This is a genomic window from Amycolatopsis samaneae, assembly GCF_039541975.1.
In the GTDB taxonomy this organism is placed as follows: domain Bacteria; phylum Actinomycetota; class Actinomycetes; order Mycobacteriales; family Pseudonocardiaceae; genus Amycolatopsis; species Amycolatopsis samaneae.
Window position 1 is genome coordinate 272,616 of the sequence record NZ_BAABHG010000014.1, and the last position, 17,228, is coordinate 289,843.

Genomic DNA, 17,228 nt, shown 5'->3' on the forward strand with positions numbered 1-17,228 from the left:
TGGGCCACCGGGGGCCGGAGTGACGAACGGGTCCATTCCACGCGCGCCGGGCGGAGCGCCGGAATGCCGGGACTGGCTGAGCAGCGACCGGGCTCCCCGACATGGTTCCACGACCGGCCGCCTCCGGCCCCGCGGAGCTCGATTGCGTTTCCGCATCGATCAGCCTTTCTCGCCACGATCCGGGTATTCGGGCATCCAGAACTCGATCGTCACGCCCGCGCCCGGCGCGCTGTCCACGGTCAGCCAGCCCTGTGCCGCCTCGGCCCGCTCCCGCATCGCCGACAGTCCCACGTGTTCCCAGCGTCCGGCGCCTGCCGCGGCGACGTCCATGCCGACCCCGTTGTCGGACACCCGCACGAGCAGCCCGCCGTCCCGTTCGGTCAGGGTGACCTCGACCCGGGTGGCCGACGCGTGCTTGCGCACGTTCACCATCGCCTCCTGGACGATCCGGAACACGTTGACCACGACCTCCGGGGTGAACGCCGTGACGTCGATGTCCTGCCGCAGCCCGTATTCGAGGCCCCAGCCCGTGACGACGTCGTCGAGATAGCCGCGCAGCGCGGAGACCAGGTCGTCGGTGTCGTGCACCGGCGGCCGCAGCTGGGCGACCAGCGCGCGCAGCCTGCGGATGGTGCCCTGGATGGACTCGTCCAGCTCGGCCAGCGCCGCGCGGACCTCCTCCGGCTGGCGCGCGGCCAGCATCTGCAGGTGCATGCTCACCGCGATCATCGACTGGATCGAGTCGTCGTGCACGTCCCAGGCGATCCGCCGTCGCTCGGTTTCCTGCGCCCGCACCAGATGGGTGAAGACCTGCTGCCTGCCCAGCCGGTCCCGCCGGGGTGTCAGGTCGCGGACCACCTTGCCGAATCCGACGATCTCGCCCCGCTCGTCCCGGACGGCGGTGAGCACGCTGTTGGCCCAGAACCGTGACCCGTCCTTCCGGAGCCGCCAGCCCTCCTCCTCGAACCGGCCCTCGGCCGCCGCGGCCGCGAGTTCCGCCTCGGGCTTTCCGTCGGCGGTTTCCTCCGGCGGATAGAACACCGAGAAATGCTGTCCGATGATCTCGTCCGCCCGATACCCCTTGATCCGTTCGGCACCGGCGTTCCAGCTGACGACGAAACCACGTACGTCGGTCGTGAAGATGGCGTAGTCGACGACGTTGTGGATGAACAGCTCGAAGAGGGCCTGGTCCGGCGGCGCCGCGCCCGGCCTTCCCGATGACGTGGCCATAATGCACTTTCCCACGCACCACCGGCGTTTTCCCGGTTCTCACCCGAGTAGCCGAACGAACGACCGGAAAAAAGATCACTCGATGAGACCGGCCCGCCGGGCGACGGCGACCGCTTCGAGTTTCGAATGCGTCCCGGTCTTGGTCAGAATTCGCTGCACGTGATTGCGCACGGTATTCCGCGCGAGCTCGAGTTCCCCGGCGATGTGGTCGATTCCCTTCCCCTCCGCCACCCGGGTCAGCACCTGCCGTTCCCGCGCGGTCAGCACCGGCGCCCCGGAGTTCCCGGCGAGCTCGGCCAGCGCGTCCGCGAGCAGTTCGGGCTGCACGACGATCTCGCCGCCGGCGACCGTGCGGATGCTCTCGACCAGCGACCCGAGCAGCCCGGATTTCAGCAGCAGCCCGGCCCCGCGCGCCTCGAGGATCCGCGCCGCCATCGCGCTGTTCGCGTCACCGGTGAAGACCAGCACCCTGGTGCCCGGCGATTCCGCGCGCAGCACCGGAATGGCGTCGATCCCGTCGCCGTCGGGCAGCCTGCGGTCCAGCAGCACCACGTCGGGCCGTTCCCGCGCGGTCGCCGGAATCGCCTCGGCGAGGGAATGCGCGCACCCCACGAGTTCGATTTCGGGATACGCCGCGAAGGCCGCGGTCAGTGCCTCGGCGACCATCGCGTGGTCCTCGACCAGCAACACCCGGGTGGGTGCCCCGGCGCGGGAAACACGCGACCCGCCCGGTGTGTCCGGCATGGCGTCCACCTCCGGGGTCGTCGCGGTGACGGCGGCCACCGGGGCCATTGTGGCCGACCCGCCGCACGCGACGCGTCCGCCGACCGGTGCGCGTTTTCCACCATCCGCGAAGCGACCTCCCCATCGCGCGCGGCTTGCCTCCGTTCGGCGGTGAACGCGGGCCCGGCCGGGGCTTAGGATTCGGGGCGTAGCCGGTCGGCTCCGTCCCGTGGCAGCGGACGGGCCGGCTGTCGCCGTTCTGGACCCCGACGGTCGGTCTGTCCGCCCAGCAAGGGAACAGGAGGCGACGGGATCATGGGTGTACGCATTCAGTTCGCGACGCCGTCGGACGAGCGGCGCCGCGGCCGCCCGTCACAGAGCACGAGCCGGGGCACCGGCAGCGGACCGGATCCGGCCCGCCGTCCCGGCGGCGACACCGGGCCCGCCCGCGCCGGCGGCCCCGATCCGCACGGACGGGGTTCCCATGCCTGACCACGACGTACTGGAACGGCCGGCGCCCGAAGAGCGGACCCTCGGCACGGCACTGCTGCTCGGCGGTCTGCTGGCGATGGCCGAGATCGCCGAAACCGCGGCGGGCCTGGTGCTCTCGGCCGGCGGCCGCACCGGCCCCGGCTATCCGATCACCGAAGACCCGCCCGGACGGCCACACGGCGAATAGCCCACACCAGGAAAAGGTAACCGGACGGACAAACCGGGTCCGCCATTCTGGTGAATCCCCCGCGGCCGTTGTATCAGCGGCCCGCTGGAACGCGCTCCTCACAGGGAATACCGCGCAGTCCAGTACGGGGAGGTCGCGATGCCGTCCACGACGGTTTCCGCCGCGCGGACCCGGCGGATCCGGACCATCCGGCCGGGGTTCGTGTCCTTCCTCGTCCCGTTCACCGTGCTCGTCGCGATCGTCGTGGTGGCGCCTCCCGGCCACGGATCCGGACCGCTCGCCTGGTACACCACCGTCGTCTGGTCGCTGCCGACCGCGGTCACGCTCCGCGGGCTGTCCGGCGGCCTGCTGGCCCGTGGACACCCCACCGCCGGGCCGTCGCCCGGTCCCGTGCCGCAGCGGCTGGTCGTGGTGATCCCGACCATCGGGCGAAGCGACGTCCTGCCCGCGCTCGAACGGGTCGTCGCGTCGTGCTGCGCGCGCCTCCCGGCGGAGTTCGCGGACGTGCGGATCGACGTCGTGACCGAGGAGGGCTGCGCGGCGCGCCGGTCGATCGCGGCGCTCGCCGGCCGCCATCCCCTCGTCCGGATCGTCGAGATCCCCGCCGACTTCCGCACGGCGCGGGGAACGCGCTTCAAGGCCCGCGCCAACCACTACGCGCACCTGGTGCGGACCACCTGTGGCGAGAACCGCGCCGACGTGTGGGTGCTGCACATGGACGACGACACCGGGGTCGGCGCGGACACCGCCGCGGACCTGGCCCGGTTCGTCCGCGATCAGCACGCCGCCGGGGAGGCCGGGCTGCACCTGGCGCAGGGCGTGCTGGCCTATCCCCGCGAGCACGCGAGGAACCGGTGGGTGTGGCTGGCCGACGCCGTCCGGCCCGCCTGCGACGTCAGCCTGTTCGCGGCGGGCACCGGGCGCGGGACACCCCGCACCGGCCTGCACGGCGAACTGCTGCTCGTGCGTGCCTCGGTCGAGGCCGCCATCGGCTGGGACTTCGGCCCGTCCTCGACGGTCGAGGACGCCGAGTTCGCCCTGCGGTTCAGCCGGCGTTACCCCGGCCGCAGCGGCTGGTTCGCCGGTCGCTCCTACGGCGCGTCCCCGGCGACCGTGCGCGATTTCCTGCGGCAGCGCGAACGCTGGGTTTCCGGGCTGCTGCGGCTGGTCGCCTGCCGCGCGATCCCGTTGCGTCACCGGCTTCCGCTGCTGCACAGCGTCGCGGTGTGGCTGTGCGGCCCAGCCCAGCACCCGGCGGTGGTCCTCGCGCTCGACGCGGTGGTCGACGGCCACGCCGCGCCGGTGACCCCGGTGATCGCCCCGCTGTGGGCGCTCAACGCCGCGTTCAGCTGGTGGCTCTACTGGGAGGGCTACCGCATCAACGTCCGCTCGTCCGCCGACGCCCGCCTCCGCCTCGGCGAGTCCCTGCGTTTCCTGGTCCTGATCCCGCTGTTCGTGCTGTGGGAGGGCATCGGGATCGTCCGGGGCGTGGTGGACGCGCTGCGCCGCGAGCACACCTTCACCGTCATCGCGAAGCCGCTCTGAAATCCCGGTGAGGAGAGGAAATCATGGCCATCGAAGAGCGTCAGCTCACCCTTGAGGTGACCCTGCTGGAGGACCCCGACGAAGCCGAACGCGCCGAGCTGGCCGGACGGCTGTGCGCGGAGCTGCGTGAACTCGACGTGGACGGCGCCGGGTTCGCCGAGGGCGGCCCCGCCCCGGCGGGCTCGAAGGCCGACGCGGTCACGCTGTCCACCGTGCTGCTCACCTTCGCCGCCTCAGGCGGGGTGTTCACCACCGTGATCGGCGCGGTGCGGGACTGGCTGCTGCGCCAGCGGCAGCCGGGCGTCGTCGTCGACGTCAAGATCGACGGGGACGAGTTCCGCGTCGAGGGCGTCACCTCCGACGAACGGCGGCTGCTGCTCGAAGCGTTCGTCGCCCGGCATTCGGCTGCATGAGCGATGCTTGCGAGCGAACCATGGAAATCAGGCGCCAAAGGGAAGTGGACGCTGCCTCGCGGAGCGAGTCGACCGCATGAGCGGCGGCCGGTACGCGCTGCTGGTCGCGAGTTCCCGGTTCGAGGATCCGGGGCTCGCGCGGCTGGTCTCGCCCGCCGAGGACGTCGAGGCGCTGCGGCGGGTGCTCGGGGATCCGGCGATCGGCGGGTTCGCCGTCCAGACCTGCGTGAACCGGCCCGCGCACGAGGTGTCCCGTGCGGTGGAAGCGTTTTACGCCGACCGGCGGCGCGACGACATGCTGCTGTTCTACTTCACCGGGCACGGGCTGAAGGACGATCGCGGCAGGCTGTACTTCGCGATGACCGACACCGAACGCCGCTATCCCGGCGCGACCGCGCTCGCCGCGACGTTCCTGCACGACGTCATGGAGCGGGCCCGCTCCCGCTGCGACGTGCTGGTGCTGGACTGCTGCTACAGCGGCGCGTTCGCGACCAGCCGGGCGGCCAAGGGCGATCCGGCGATCCACACCTCCGAGCGGTTCGCCGCCCGCGGCCGCGCGGTGCTGACCGCGTCGGACGCGCTGCAGTTCTCCTTCGACGGGGACCGGAAGGACGGCGAACGGCCGCTGTCGGTGTTCACCGGGCTCATCGTGGAAGGGCTCCGGACCGGCGCCGCCGACCGCGACGACAACGGCTACGTGGACGTCGACGAGCTCTACGACTACGTCGACGACCGGATGCGTGAGGTCGCGCCCCAGCAGCAACCGGGCAAATGGCAGTGGGACGTCCAGGGCCGGATCGTCATCGCGAACAACCCGCGCTCGCCCGGTACCGCCCTCACCCCGCCCCCGGCCCGGATTCCCCTTGTCCCCACGGGAAAACCCGGACGCCGGTTCTCCCGGCGCACACTGCTCTACGCCGCCGGGGGCGCCGCGGTGGCCGGGGCCGGGGCCTGGGGTGTGACGCGCCTGCTGGCCGGCGACGGCCCGCGGCCGTGGTTCTTCGAGACCGGCGGCGAGATCTACTCCTCCCCCGCGGTCGACGGCGGGACGGTGTTCGTCGGCAGCACCGACCGCGGCCTCTACGCGGTCGACCTCGCGACCGGCACCCTGCGCTGGCGCTACGCCGCGGGCGGCCCCATCACCTCCTCGCCCGCCGTCGAGGGCGGTGTCGTGTACGTCGGCTGCAACGACGGCAACGTGCACGCCGTCGAGGCCGCCACCGGCCGGAAGCGCTGGACCTTCGCCACCGAAGCGGTCATCCACTCTTCGCCCGTCGTCGCCGAGGGCACCGTCTACGTCGGCAGCCGCGATCACCACGTCTACGCGATCGACGCGGCGACCGGCGCGCAGCGCTGGCGGTTCGCCGGCGGGGACTGGTTCAACTCCTCGCCCACCGTGTCCCCGGCGTCCGGTCCGGACGGTGGCACCGTCTACATCGGATGCCGTGATCACAACGTCTACGCGCTGAACGCGGCCACCGGTGCCCGCCGGTGGAACTACACCACCTCGCTCACCGTCGACTGCTCGGCGGCGGTGTCCGGGTCCATGGTGTGCGTCGGCTCCGACGACCAGAGCCTCTACGCCCTCGACGCCCGCACCGGCCAGTGGATCTGGCAGTTCCGCGCCGAGGGCGGGATCGTGTCCAGCCCGGCACGGGAGGGCGACGCCGTCTACGTCGGCAGCGACGACAACAGCCTCTACGCCGTGTCCGCCTCGACCGGGCGGCCGAACTGGCGCTACCGCACCGGCAACGGCATCCGGTCCTCGCCGGTCGTCGGCGGCGACACGGTGTACGTCGGCAGCAGGGACCGCGGGCTGCACGCCGTCGACACGACGACCGGGCAGGCGCGCTGGACCTTCCCGACCCGGGGCCCCATCGACGACTCCTCGCCCGTGCTCGCGGCCGGGTACGTCCTGGTCGGCAGCCTGGACCACCGGCTCTACGCCGTCCGCGCCACCGACGGTGCCGGCCCCTAGAGCAAGATCGGACAGCGCCCTCTCAGCGGCCTCATGGGAAATTCACAGAAAGCGCGTCGAGTCTGGCAATCGTGAGCCAGCACGATGCGGAAAGCGGACTTCTCGCGACGACCATCAGGAATCGGGCGGACGCCGCGGGGGAACGCGGCTATCTGGAAGAGGCGCCCGGGCCGCACAAGGTCACCTACCGCGGTCTCGCCGACGAGGTCGCCGGCTGGCTGGCCGCGCTGACCGCCGCCGCGGCGCCCGCCGGGGCACGGGTGCTCCTCGACGTCGCCGACCCGCTGGTGTTCGCCCCGGCCTTCCTCGGTGTACTCGCCGCCGGGCGGTGCGCGGTCCCCGTCGACCCCGCCGCCTCGCTCGACGAGCTGACCGGCACCGCGGCGCTGACCGGCGCGTTCGCGATCATCAGCGACCGGCCGAACCACGGCGCGAACCTCGGGCTCCGCGTGCTCGAACCGGGGCCGCCCGGAGCCGGGGAGCCGGCCGGCCCCGGCGCGGTGCTCACGTTCTCCGGGCCGGGCGCCGCCGAGATCCCCGAGCACGGGCTCCTGCGCGCCGCCGCGGCCACCGTCGGCGACCACGAGCTGACCGCCGCCGACCGCGGCTACTGCACCCTGCCGCTGTTCCGGCTCGACGCCCAGGTCACCGGTCTGCTCGCCACCCTCCTCGCGGGCGCGGCGCTGGTACTCGGCGCGGCCGTCGAGCCCACCGCGTTTTGGGCGGTGACCCGCACCCGGCGCGTCACCTGGATCGCCGAGGCCGCCGGACCGCTCACCGTGCCCGTGTGGTGCGACGAGCCGGTGAGCCGATGACCACCGTCGAGGTGCCGAGGCCGGCGCCGGTCCGGGTGCCCGCCGCGCGGTCGCGAGTGCCCTATCTGCACCAGATCGACCTGTTCCGGCTGATCACCTTCGCCTGCGTGATCCTGATCCACGTCGTGGTCTCCACCAACTACCCGCAGGACGTGCCCGCCAACGCCGTCGCGGCGCTGCTGCACTTCACCCGCGAGGCGTTCTTCGCGCTGACCGGCTTCGTGCTGGTCTACCAGTACCGCGACCGGCCGCCGAGGGCGAGCGGGTTCTGGCGGCGGCGGTTCCCGCTCGTCGCGGTGCCCTACCTGGCGTGGTCGGTGTTCTTCTGGGGCTATTCGCTGGTCACCACCGGCGAACCCGCCGGGTCGGTCGGCACCAGGCTGGCCGCGCTCGGCCGGGAGCTGATCGAGGGAAGCGCCTGGTACCACCTGTACTTCCTGCTCGTCACCATGCAGGTGTACCTGCTGTTCCCGCTGCTGCTGAAGCTGCTGCGCGCGACCAGGGGAAGGCACCGGTACGTGCTGCTGGTCAGCGGCGCGCTGGAGGTGGGCGTGGCGCTGTTCATGACCTACCCGCCCGAGGGCGTCACCTACGACACGATCAGCTACCTGTTCTCCACGATCCTGCCGTACCAGTTCTTCACCGTGCTCGGCGCCGTGGCCGCGATGCACTTCGAGACCCTGCACGCGTGGGTGCGCGCGCACCGGGGTTCGCTCGCCGTCGCGCTGGTCGCGGTCGGCGTCGGCACCGAGCTGGCCTACTTCCACAACGTCCACAGTGGAACGTGGCCGCAGCTGGCGAGCGAGGTCTACCAGCCGTACCTGCTGCCGTGGTTCGTCACCGTCATCGCGGCGCTCTACGCGATGTGCTCGTGGTGGTCCGCGCGGCGGCGCGAGGGCGGCCGGGCGGCCCGGCTCGTCGCGTGGGCGTCGAACCGCTCGTTCAGCATCTTTCTCGTGCACCCGCTGGCGCTGGCGTTGCTGGGCCCCGCGATCGGCCCGGTCGCGGACCGGGTCGGGGCGCCGTGGACGACCATCGTGATCTACCTCGCCACCCTCGCGCTCACCTTCCTGTTCGTCGAGATCCTGCGCCGCCTGCCGATCAGCAAGGCGCTCACCGGGCGGCCCCGGGTACGCCGCGCACCCGGGGCCCGTCCGGTTCAGCAGCGGTTCGCCGCCGCTATGACGGCGTTCAGGCTGGCGGTCACCACCGAGGCGTCGATACCCACCGCCCAGCGGATGCTCCCGCCCGTCCGGAACTCCAGATAGGTGACGGCCCGGCCGGTGCTGCCCCGCTCGACCGACTGCTGGGTCAGGCCGAGTACCTCGATCTTGCGGCCCAGCCCGGCGAGCACCCCGGCCAGCGCGTCGACCGGGCCGGTGCCGCTCCCCCGGTGCTCGGCCGTCCGGCCGTCGACGGTGAGTACCCCGGCCGAGCGGTCCACCGACCAGGACTCCAGCACGACCGACGGTGATCCCGTCCGCACGTAGGTGGCGGTGAACAGCTCCCACAGGTGGTCCGCGGTCACCTCCCGGCCGGTGGTGTCGGTGTGCTCCTGGACGACGCCCGCGAAGTCGATCTGCAGGCGGCGCGGCAGGTCCAGCCCGTACTCCTCGCGCAGCAGGTAGGCGATCCCGCCCTTGCCGGACTGGCTGTTGACCCGGATGACCGCCTCGTAGGAACGCCCGACGTCGGCCGGGTCGATCGGCAGGTACGGCACCTCCCACGGCGCGTCCGCCTCGGTGGTACCGAGCGCGGCGGCCCGCGCCCGGTGGTGGGCGAACCCCTTCTTGATCGCGTCCTGGTGCGTCCCGGAGAACGCGGTGTGGACGAGGTCGCCGCCGTAGGGATGCCGCTCGTGGACGCCCACGCGGTTGCAGTGCTCGACCGTGCGGCGGATCTCGTCGATGTCCCCGAAGTCGAGCATCGGGTCGACGCCCTGGGCGTGCAGGTTGAGCGCGAGCGTGACCAGGTCGACGTTGCCGGTGCGTTCCCCGTTGCCGAACAGGCAGCCCTCGACGCGCTGCGCCCCGGCGAGCACCGCCAGCTCGGCGCAGGCCACCCCGGTCCCTCGGTCGTTGTGCGGGTGCACGGACAGGATCACGTCGTCCCGGCGGGCCAGGTTCCGGTGCATGTACTCGATCTGGTCGGCGTAGACGTTCGGGGTGGCGACCTCGACCGTGGCCGGGAGGTTGTGGATCACCGGCCGGTCCGGGCTCGCGTCCCACAGCCCGGTCATCATGTCGCAGATTTCGAGCACGTAGTCCGGCTCGGTCAGGTTGAACACCTCCGGGGAGAACTCGAACCGGACGCGCGCGTCGTCGCCCGCGAGCCGGGCGATGTCCTCGCCCCCGGCCCTGATCAGCGCGGCCAGTTCGGCCCTGTCCCTGCCGAGCACCACCTCGCGCCAGGTCGGCGCGGTCGCGGTGTACATGTGCACGACGACGTTCGGGAGTCCTTCGATCGCGGCGAAGGTGCGCTCGATCAGGTCGGTGCGCGCCGGGGTGAACACCACGATCGTGACGTCCCCCGGCACCAGGCCGGATTCGGCGAGCAGCCGGACGAAGTCGAAGTCGGTCCGCGAGGCCGACGGGTAGCCGACCTCGATCTCCTTGAACCCCATGGCGATCATCAGCTCGAAGAACCGGCGTTTGCGGGCCGGGTCCATCGGCTCGGCCAGCGCCTGGTTGCCGTCGCGCAGGTCGACCGGGACCCACAGCGGCGCCGCCTCGAACCGCCGGTCCGGCCAGGACCGGCCGGTCAGCGGAACCTCGACGCGGGCGTGCGCGTCCCGGTAGCGGTGCGAGGGCATGGGCGAGCGGCGCTGCCGGTTCCAGTGCGGCTGCCCGGCCGGGATCTCGCCGGAAGTTCCGCGCAGGGTGGGAAAACTCATGATGTCGTGGGCCTTTCGGTACGATGTGGACACCCGGACCGGCGCGCGGGCCATCCCCACGGCGGGGTGCCGGTCCTCCTCAGGCCCCGCCGCGGCGGCGAAGAAGAAGCGCGCTCCACGACATGGGCGCTAGACTAGCTCGTGTTCACTCCTCAGACAACCTGAGAGGTCGCACATGCGCCGCTATCCCCTCGCCGAACAGGCCGTCGAAGAGCTGCTCGGCCGTATCACCGGCGGTGCATGGCCGGTCGGGCACCGGCTTCCCGGGGAAACCACGCTCGCCGCGGAGTTCGGCGTCGGCCGGTCGACGATCCGCGAAGCCGTGCGGGAGCTCGCCGGGCGCGGGATCGTCGAGTCGCGGCAGGGTTCGGGTGTCTTCGTCGTCGCCACCGAGGCCGCCGAGGACTGGGACGCCGTGCTGCGCCGCGCCCACCTCGGCGACGTCGTCGAGGGGCGGACCGCGATCGAGGTCGAGGCGGCCCGGCTCGCCGCGTCCCGCCGCACCCCGGCCGATCTGCGCGCCCTGCGGCGGCGGCTCGCCGACCGCGAGGCGGCGGCCACGCGCGGGCACGCCGCGTTCGTCGACGCGGACCTGAAGTTCCACCAGGCGGTGGTCGCCGCCGCGCACAACCCGGTGCTCACCGAGCTGTTCGCCACCTTCGCGCCCCGGATCCGGCGCGCGATGCTGGACCTGCTCGCCGACCGGCGGCGGCGCGCGAAGCCCGGCGCCGACGCGCACGCGGATCACCTCGCGATCGTCGACGCGATCCGGGACCGCGACCCCGACCGCGCGGCCGCCGTCAGCCGCGGTCACCTCGCCGCGCTGCTCGCCGACGTCAGAACCGGCGCCGCGCCCGGCTCTTGACGCGGCGCGCCGGGAAACAGGCCACCGGTGGGCGAGGTTTCGGGTGCTCCGGCGCGCAAGTCTCACCGGAGCACCCGTCCCCCGGTCAGAACACGCCGGCCACCCGCTGCACCACCACGTCCACGCTTTCGGCCTGGAGGACGCCACCGCTCGGCACGGTCTGGTCGTGCGAGCAGAAGACGTCGAGCCAGTCCGGTTCGGGGAGGGTGACCATCCCGGTGACGACCATCGTCCGGTGCCAGCCGCCCGCGCCGCCCCAGTCCTGAAGCTGCCCGCCGACGAAGATCAGCTTGCCGCGCGACTGCACGAAGCATCGGAACGAGGTGGGCGGTTCCAGGCTGTTCGCGATCAGGACCGCCGCCGTGACAACCCACGACCCCGCGGGCAGCTGGGCGGTCGGCTGTCGCGTGATGACCTGGGGGACGCCGCCGGACCGGACCAGTGGCACGACGGTTCCCGACACCCACCGGCTCGCGCTGATCGTCGTGGCGTTCCAGGCGACCTGCGTTTCCCCTGTCGCACAGGTCTTTCCCTGTTGCGCGTCCACCACACGAAGCGCTCCGGTGCTGGTGTAGCAGCCGGTGATCACACCGGTGGACGAGTGCGGGATGGTCGCCAGTGCCTGCGACGCCGATGACACCAGCACCGCGGCGGCCAGGATCGCGAGCATCGCGACGACCCGTCTTCGCCAGGCTTTCAGGTTCCGCATTTCCGTTCCCTTCGGCGAAAGTCAGCATGAACTGTCCCGGCCGCGAACCGCTCGCGCGGTCCCCGGCCGCGGTCGTCCAGTGTCGATCGCGCTCGGCCCGTTCGTCCAAGACGCAACGACAATGGGCTGATAGGGCGAGGCTATTCGCGCTGCTCAGCCACTATCCTCGATCTCGGGGACCGGCAGGCGGTCGCGAGGGGAAGACATGGTCGAGCTACGTCACCTGCGCTATTTCCTCGCCGTCGCCGAGGAAAGCGGTTTCACCAGGGCCGCCGCCCTGCTGCATGTCAGTCAGCCCACGCTCAGCCAGCAGATCCGCGCGCTGGAACGGGAGCTCGGCTGCGCGTTGTTCGAGCGCCTGCCCGGTGGTACGCGCCTCACCCCGGCCGGAAGCGCGCTGCTCGAACCGGCCCGCAAGGCGATCACGATCGTCGCCGACGGCGTCGGCGCCGTCCGTGGGATCGCCCAGCGCGCCACCGGGGAGCTCCGGGTGGGCATGATCTACGGCGCGGCGGGCGCGATGACCCAGCCCATCCTGACCACCTTCACCGAGGCGTTCCCGCACATCCGGCTCCACTTCCGCGCGGAACTGCCGGTGGCACGGGCGTACACGGCGCTGCTGCGCAACGAAGTGGACGTGGCCTTCACCCGGTTGCCCCTGCATCCCGAGCGGCACGCCTGGACCGTGCTGTACCGGGAGCGCCGTGTCGTGGTCGTCCACGAACGGCACTGGCTCGCCGACGCCGGACACGCCACCCTGACCGACGTCCTGCCCTTGCCGATCCTGTCGGCCAATCCCGCGAGGACCCCACCGGAGGTCGGCGATCACTGGCTGCTCAACGAGTTCCGCAACGGCGTGGCACCCAGGCAGTACGTCACCGAAGCCTGGTCGGTTCCGGAGATGGCGCAGACTCTCGCGCACAATCCGGACGTGGTCGCGATGTGCTCGGAGGTCGCGCGCCGTCGCCCGCCTGTCCCGGACGCGCCCCTGCGCTGCCTCGACCTGCCGCAGGCGGGCCCCAGTGTGGTTGTCCTCGCCCACCGCGAAGGCGACCGCCGCCCGCACGTCGAAGCCTTCTGTCAGGTCGCCGCCACCTTCGCCCGAAACGGGCTCGTCAACCCGAAGCGGTGACCGGGCGCCGGATCACCCGGCGCCCCCTGGCGGTCCGGCCGAACGGCTTGACCACCGACAGCACCACCATGACCAGGATCGCGGTCAGGTTCACCACCGACCCGGTGAGCAGATAGGTCACGGTGTCCTGGTAACCGGCGTCGGCGGGTGCCCCGCCGCCCGCGGTGGCGGCCACCGCGTCGGCCGCCCAGCCGCCGAGCCAGATCGTGTCCGCGACCATCAGCACGAGCGTGAGCACGAACTTCGCGGTGACCCAGTAGTGCCGGAACAGCCCCCACTTCGTGCGCAGCGACAGCACCAGGCCGGACGCCAGCGCGACCAGCACGAGCGGGATCATCAGGTACCGGTCGAAAGTCTGCGTGGTCACGTGCGCCGCGTGCCGCAGCTCGGCGCTGTTCGTGGTGGTCGCGATGATCTTGAGTACCAGCTGACTCGCCGCGACCCCGAACCACCCGACGGAACTCGCGACGTGCGCGACGAGCCAGCACTGGCGTGATCGTTTCCCCAACCCTCTGCCCATGACTGGGAAGCATGGTGTGTCGCCGGGGACGCGCCCATCCGGCGCGCCCCCGCAAGGGGCCTGAGGACAGCCCTACCCCCCGATCCGGTTGAGGTAGTCCGCGACGGTACGGATCGCGGCGGGGTTGCGCGGTCCTTCCACGAGGGCCGCGTACGGCAGCGCGAGGAACCGCTTGTTCTTGATCGCGGGCACCTGCGCCAGCGGCGGGTAGCTCTCCAGGAACGCCTGCTTCTGCGCGGCGGTCGGCGGGTCGTAGTCGTTGATCACGATGACGTCCGGATTGGCCCTGACGACCGCCTCCCAGGTCACGGTGGTCCAGCTGTCCTGGAGATCGCCCATGATGTCGTCCCCGCCGCCCCGCGTGATCACCTCGTGCGACGCGGCGAACCGGCCGCCGGTGAAGGGCTTGTCGGTGCCGGAGTCGTAGAGGAACACCTTCGGCCGGGGCCGGTCCTTCCGTACCGACGCCTCGGCGTCGCGGACGGCACCCTGGTACTCGGCGACCAGCCGCTCGGCGCGGTCGGAGACGCCGAAGATCTTCCCGAGGTTGCGCAGGTCGGTGTAGAGCGCCTCCAGCGCGGGCATGGTGCCGCGCGCACGGTCGCCGATCCCGTTGCGGCAGGACTCACTGAGCACATAGGACGGAACGCCGAGTTCGGTGAGGTGCTGCGGGGTCAGCCCGGCGTCCTCGCCGAAGCCGTAGTTCCAGCCCGCGTACACGAAGTCCGCGCCCGCCTGGAGCACGACCTCCTTGCTGATCGTGTCCACGCCGAGCCGGTTGGCGCGCTCGAAGTCCGCCCGCCACGGCGAGCCGTCGATGTCCTTGTTCTGCCCGTGCGGCATGACGTAGCCCGCGATGCGGTCGCGGAGACCCAGCGCGAACAACGTCTCCAGGATGCCGCTGTCGTAGGCCACGATCCTGCTCGGCGCCTTCGTGTACGTGACGTTCTGGCCACAGTTCTTGACGGTGACGGGATATCCCGCCGCCGGGGCCGCGGCCTCCGGCCGGACCCGCGCGCCGCATCCGGTGACGAGCACCAGTGCGGCGAGCGCGGTCAGGAGGTAACGTCGTCGCGACATCGCGGGGATCCTTTCGGTGCGGTGCCGTCCGGTTCGACGGCGGTGCTGTACAGCAGCTGCGGGGCACCCGAAACGGGATGCGGGACGAGGTGGGCGCGCACGCCGAACGTCGCCGCGATCAGCTCGGGGGTGAGCACTTCGCGCGGGGTCCCCTCGGCGACGACGCGGCCGCCGTCGAGGACGTAGAGCACATCGCAGGTGGCCGCCGCCAGGTTCAGATCGTGCAGCGCGACGAGCGCGGTCACCCCGATTTCCCTGACCAGCGCGAGGATTTCGAGCTGGTAGCGGATGTCGAGGTGGTTGGTCGGCTCGTCGAGCACCAGCACCTTCGGCTGCTGCGCGAGCGCGCGGGCGACGAGCACGCGCTGCCGCTCCCCGCCGGACAGCGTGAGGTAGCCCCGCTCGGCCAGATGTGCCACCCCGACCTGCCGCAGCGCCCGCACACAGAACTCGTGGTCCGCCTCGGTGTCGCGTTCGAACGCGCCCTTGTGCGGCGAGCGGGCCATGGCCACCACCTCGGCGGCGGTGAAGTCGAACTCCATGTGCTGTTCCTGGGGCAGCGCCGCGACGCGCCGGGCGCTGTCGCGGGCGGAGAGCGCCCAGACGTCGTCACCACCGATCCGCACCACCCCGGCCGACGGCCGGAGCGCGCGGTACACACATCGCAGCGTCGTGGACTTCCCGCAGCCGTTGGGCCCGACGAGCCCGACGACGGCGCCCTCGGGCACCCGCAGCCGCAGGTCGTCCACCAGCCGCCGACCGGCCACGGTCACCGTGAGATCCTCGGCGAGAATGTCCATCAGCGTCCCCCGAACACGTAGCCGCGGCGGCGCATCAGCCACACGAACACCGGTACCCCGAACGCGGCGGTGAGCACGCCGAGCGGGAGTTCCTGGGGCACCACCAGGGTGCGGGCCAGCAGATCGACCCACACCAGCAGCACCCCGCCCGCCAGCGGCGCGACCGCGAGGACCCGGCGGTGATCGGCGCCGACCGCCATCCGCACCAGGTGCGGGACCATCAGCCCGACGAACCCGACCGCGCCGCTGACCGCGACGAGGCAGCCGGTCACCGCCGCGCACACCACGAACAGCGTGCGGCGCAGCCGTGCCGGGTCGACGCCGAGCGCCGCGGCGGTCTCGTCCCCCATGGCCAGCGCGTTGAGCCTGCGTGCCGAAACCCGGAAGTAGCCGAAACCGAGCACGACCGCGGCCGCGGCTATCGGCACCGACTGCCAGGTGACGCCGCCGAGGCTGCCGAGCAGCCAGAACAACGCCGCGCGCACCGCGTCGCCACGGGGTGCCATGAAGACGAGGACCGTGCTGACCGCGGAAAACCCGTACGCCATCGCCGTTCCGGTCAGCACCAGCCGCAGCGGTGTCATGCCCTCCCGCGACCGCGCGGCAAGGTAGACGAGCAATGTCGCCCCCAGCGCGCCGAGGAACGCGGCGACCGAGAGGGCGTAGAGACCGAGCGAGGCGAAGACGCCGAAGACGATCGAGGCGGTCGCCCCCACCGACGCCCCCGAGGACACCCCGAGCACGAACGGGTCGGCGAGCGCGTTGCGGACCAGCGCCTGACTCGCGACACCCACGACGCTGAGCCCGGCGCCGACCACGGCCGCCAGCAGCACGCGCGGCAGCCGGACCTGCCAGACGATCTGGTATCCGGGCAGGTCGGCGGCGTCGAGCCAGCCACCGGAAACCCCGGCGCCGAAGAACCGCGCGACATCGCGGAGCGGCACGTTCGCGGCGCCGAGCGCGACCCCGCACACGAGCGAGACGAGCAGCGCCACGGTGAGCAGGACGACCAGGGGAACGACGGGACGGCGACGTGCTGGGGTCCGTTGGAGGCCAACGGGTGCGGCCATGCGTTCGCCTTCCGGGCACGGGTCGGCGAACAGCCGTGGCCGGGCCCGCCCCGCTGGGAGACGTTCCGGACCGGCGACCCGCAGACCACGACGGGTACCAGAGCAGACCGCGCCCATCGGGTACTCGGGCTCGCCGTCGCGAGGACGGCCCACCGTTGCGGGTCAGCGCCGGATTCCGACCGGCTTCCCCCGAACGGGCGCGGATGAACTTGTGGTGTGTACTGCCGGTGATCGTCGACCATGGACCGAGCGGGTGTCAATCCGCTGTGACCGGGTCGGCATCGGCATCACGGCGTCGCGAACCGTCGCGGCCGGCTTCGCTCGGTCGATCCGGTCGCCGGGACGGACCGGGCCGAACTCGGTCACGAGCTTGGCCAGGCAGCGGATCAGCGCGGTAGCAGGTCCACGTCGAATCCCTTACATAGCAGGGAAATTCAGGCCCGGAAGGTTCACCCGATCGATAGCACATGTGTTCGATCGGGCGGCGTAGTGTGGAGGTGTGGCAGTCCAGTGCGGTACCTCCGCATCGCGCACCGAGTGGTGGCGCGAGGATGCCGACTGCCTGCTGTCCGAACTCGTCCGCACCGAACGTGCACAGCGGCGTTTGGCGGCGCGGCAAGGGGAAATCCTGGCCGAGTTGGAACGGCGTTGAGCTTCCCCCGGTTGTCCGGACACCTCACCTGAGGTGACCGCCGGTCACCAGGGAGGATGTTCTGGTGCCTGCACCACACCCGCCTGAGTTTCGTCAGCGTGCCGTCGAGCTGGCCCGTCTGGGC

Annotated in this window: 18 protein-coding genes and 1 riboswitch; of the genes, 10 read left to right on the forward strand and 8 right to left on the reverse strand. The window is 71.9% G+C overall.

Features of this window, described 5'->3' with window-relative positions; all coding sequences use genetic code 11:
- Positions 1-159: 159 nt before the first annotated feature.
- Both ABD987_RS33215 and ABD987_RS33220 read right to left on the reverse strand, forming a co-directional pair.
- Positions 160-1,230, reverse strand: a complete 1,071-nt coding sequence (locus ABD987_RS33215; RefSeq protein ID WP_345403216.1) for a PAS domain-containing sensor histidine kinase — start codon at positions 1,228-1,230, stop codon at positions 160-162.
- A gap of 75 nt (positions 1,231-1,305) precedes the next feature.
- Positions 1,306-2,013: a response regulator transcription factor gene (locus ABD987_RS33220; protein ID WP_345403219.1), complete on the reverse strand. Its 708-nt coding sequence runs from the start codon at positions 2,011-2,013 to the stop codon at positions 1,306-1,308.
- 255 nt (positions 2,014-2,268) lie between these two features.
- Here ABD987_RS33220 and ABD987_RS33225 point away from each other — a divergent pair, with 255 nt between their 5' ends.
- The 7 genes from ABD987_RS33225 to ABD987_RS33255 all read left to right on the forward strand — a co-directional run bounded on the left by ABD987_RS33225 (position 2,269) and on the right by ABD987_RS33255 (position 8,651).
- Positions 2,269-2,445: a hypothetical protein gene (locus tag ABD987_RS33225; RefSeq protein WP_345403222.1), complete on the forward strand. Its 177-nt coding sequence runs from the start codon at positions 2,269-2,271 to the stop codon at positions 2,443-2,445.
- On the forward strand, positions 2,438-2,632 hold the full coding sequence (locus ABD987_RS33230) for a hypothetical protein (protein ID WP_345403225.1): 195 nt from the start codon (positions 2,438-2,440) through the stop codon (positions 2,630-2,632). Before ABD987_RS33225 ends, ABD987_RS33230 begins: the two co-directional genes overlap by 8 nt.
- 138 nt (positions 2,633-2,770) lie before the next feature.
- Positions 2,771-4,177 (forward strand): glycosyltransferase family 2 protein, encoded by a 1,407-nt coding sequence (locus ABD987_RS33235; protein ID WP_345403228.1) that lies wholly within the window; start codon positions 2,771-2,773, stop codon positions 4,175-4,177.
- 23 nt (positions 4,178-4,200) lie between these two features.
- The gene (locus tag ABD987_RS33240) at positions 4,201-4,590 is read left to right on the forward strand and encodes a hypothetical protein (RefSeq protein WP_345403230.1); all 390 of its coding nucleotides are present in this window, start codon (positions 4,201-4,203) and stop codon (positions 4,588-4,590) included.
- A gap of 76 nt (positions 4,591-4,666) precedes the next feature.
- A complete protein-coding gene (locus ABD987_RS33245) occupies positions 4,667-6,568 on the forward strand; it encodes a caspase, EACC1-associated type (protein WP_345403233.1) in 1,902 nt (633 codons plus the stop codon).
- 71 nt (positions 6,569-6,639) lie between these two features.
- A complete protein-coding gene (locus ABD987_RS33250) occupies positions 6,640-7,383 on the forward strand; it encodes an acyl-CoA synthetase family protein (RefSeq protein ID WP_345403236.1) in 744 nt (247 codons plus the stop codon).
- The gene (locus ABD987_RS33255; RefSeq protein WP_345403239.1) at positions 7,380-8,651 is read left to right on the forward strand and encodes an acyltransferase; all 1,272 of its coding nucleotides are present in this window, start codon (positions 7,380-7,382) and stop codon (positions 8,649-8,651) included. Before ABD987_RS33250 ends, ABD987_RS33255 begins: the two co-directional genes overlap by 4 nt.
- Here the strand turns inward: ABD987_RS33255 and ABD987_RS33260 are convergent.
- A complete protein-coding gene (locus tag ABD987_RS33260) occupies positions 8,543-10,276 on the reverse strand; it encodes a 2-isopropylmalate synthase (RefSeq protein ID WP_345403242.1) in 1,734 nt (577 codons plus the stop codon). The two genes, ABD987_RS33255 and ABD987_RS33260, sit on opposite strands and share 109 nt — an antisense overlap.
- A 175-nt stretch (positions 10,277-10,451) precedes the next feature.
- Between ABD987_RS33260 and ABD987_RS33265 the strand changes: the two genes are divergently transcribed.
- The gene (locus tag ABD987_RS33265; RefSeq protein ID WP_345403244.1) at positions 10,452-11,141 is read left to right on the forward strand and encodes a FadR/GntR family transcriptional regulator; all 690 of its coding nucleotides are present in this window, start codon (positions 10,452-10,454) and stop codon (positions 11,139-11,141) included.
- Positions 11,142-11,226: 85 nt separating this feature from the next.
- Here ABD987_RS33265 and ABD987_RS33270 read toward each other — a convergent pair whose 3' ends face one another.
- Positions 11,227-11,850: a hypothetical protein gene (locus ABD987_RS33270; protein WP_345403247.1), complete on the reverse strand. Its 624-nt coding sequence runs from the start codon at positions 11,848-11,850 to the stop codon at positions 11,227-11,229.
- A gap of 205 nt (positions 11,851-12,055) precedes the next feature.
- Between ABD987_RS33270 and ABD987_RS33275 the strand changes: the two genes are divergently transcribed.
- Complete coding sequence (locus tag ABD987_RS33275; RefSeq protein WP_345403250.1) at positions 12,056-12,982, forward strand: LysR family transcriptional regulator; 927 nt, start codon at positions 12,056-12,058, stop codon at positions 12,980-12,982.
- Here ABD987_RS33275 and ABD987_RS33280 read toward each other — a convergent pair.
- From ABD987_RS33280 to ABD987_RS33295, 4 genes are all read right to left on the reverse strand, one after another.
- Positions 12,966-13,502, reverse strand: a complete 537-nt coding sequence (locus ABD987_RS33280) for a hypothetical protein (RefSeq protein ID WP_345403253.1) — start codon at positions 13,500-13,502, stop codon at positions 12,966-12,968. The genes ABD987_RS33275 and ABD987_RS33280 overlap by 17 nt on opposite strands.
- Before the next feature lie 72 nt (positions 13,503-13,574).
- A complete protein-coding gene (locus ABD987_RS33285; protein ID WP_345403256.1) occupies positions 13,575-14,582 on the reverse strand; it encodes an ABC transporter substrate-binding protein in 1,008 nt (335 codons plus the stop codon).
- Positions 14,558-15,382: an ABC transporter ATP-binding protein gene (locus tag ABD987_RS33290; protein WP_345403259.1), complete on the reverse strand. Its 825-nt coding sequence runs from the start codon at positions 15,380-15,382 to the stop codon at positions 14,558-14,560. Before ABD987_RS33290 ends, ABD987_RS33285 begins: the two co-directional genes overlap by 25 nt.
- On the reverse strand, positions 15,382-16,452 hold the full coding sequence (locus ABD987_RS33295; RefSeq protein ID WP_345403262.1) for a FecCD family ABC transporter permease: 1,071 nt from the start codon (positions 16,450-16,452) through the stop codon (positions 15,382-15,384). The genes ABD987_RS33290 and ABD987_RS33295 overlap by 1 nt, the downstream gene beginning before the upstream one ends.
- A gap of 98 nt (positions 16,453-16,550) precedes the next feature.
- Positions 16,551-16,665: riboswitch (cobalamin riboswitch) on the reverse strand.
- A 286-nt stretch (positions 16,666-16,951) separates the two neighbouring features.
- Here ABD987_RS33295 and ABD987_RS33300 point away from each other — a divergent pair.
- Positions 16,952-17,104 (forward strand): hypothetical protein, encoded by a 153-nt coding sequence (locus ABD987_RS33300; protein WP_345403265.1) that lies wholly within the window; start codon positions 16,952-16,954, stop codon positions 17,102-17,104.
- Positions 17,105-17,228: the final 124 nt, after the last annotated feature.